The 693-nt window shown below is 69.7% G+C and carries 2 protein-coding genes; both read right to left on the bottom strand.

Annotated features, from left to right (window positions below; all coding sequences use genetic code 11):
* On the bottom strand, positions 1–146 hold a 146-nt coding region (locus VQ042_RS26300), incomplete at its 3' end, for a tyrosine-type recombinase/integrase (protein ID WP_442880262.1).
* Positions 92–673 carry a tyrosine-type recombinase/integrase gene (locus VQ042_RS25785; protein ID WP_442880261.1) on the bottom strand — a complete coding sequence of 194 codons (582 nt, stop codon included), beginning with the start codon at positions 671–673 and terminating at the stop codon, positions 92–94. The genes VQ042_RS25785 and VQ042_RS26300, both read right to left, overlap by 55 nt.
* Positions 674–693 lie beyond the last annotated feature (20 nt).

Raw genomic sequence — 693 nt, 5'->3', positions numbered from 1 at the left:
AGCGGGCTGACGACGGCCCGCACCGTGCGCACGGCGACCTTGGCGTAGAGCGCCGTGGTGTCGAGCTTGGCGTGGCCGAGCAGCACCTGGATCACGCGGATGTCGACGCCGTCCTCGAGGAGGTGCGTGGCAAAGGAATGGCGCAGCGTGTGCGGCCCGACGCGCTTGGGGATATCGGCCGCCCGCGCCGCCTCGACCACGACACCNCGGCCGCCCGCGCCGCCTCGACCACGACACCATGGATCTGGCGGGTCGAGATCGGCCGATCCCAGCTCTGGCCGGGAAACAGCCAGCCCTCACGGTGAAGGATGCCCTGCCGGTGCCCCTCGACCCACCACTCGCGTAGCAAGGCCAGGAGATCGGCCGAGAGCATGGCGTTGCGATCGCGCCCGCCCTTGCCACGCTCGACGCGCAGCAGCATCCGGGTGGAGTCGACGTCGCCGACCTTCAGGCTCGCCACCTCGGAGGCGCGCAAGCCCGCGCCGTAAGCGACCGAGAGCACCGCCAGATGCTTCAGGCAGACGGTGGCGCCGAGCAGACGGCGCACCTCGTCGGGGCTGAGAACATTGGGTAGGCTGCGGGGATAGCGCAGGCGCACCAGCTTGCGGGCGAGATCGGGACGGTCGATCGTCTGGATAAAGAAGAAGCGCAGCGCCGAAACGATGGCGTTCATCGTCGGCACACCGAGACCAG

This window comes from Aurantimonas sp. A2-1-M11, assembly GCF_036549475.1.
Lineage (GTDB): Bacteria > Pseudomonadota > Alphaproteobacteria > Rhizobiales > Rhizobiaceae > Aurantimonas.
Note: the sequence above shows the minus strand (reverse complement) of the source record. Positions and strands in the feature narration are given on the sequence as shown.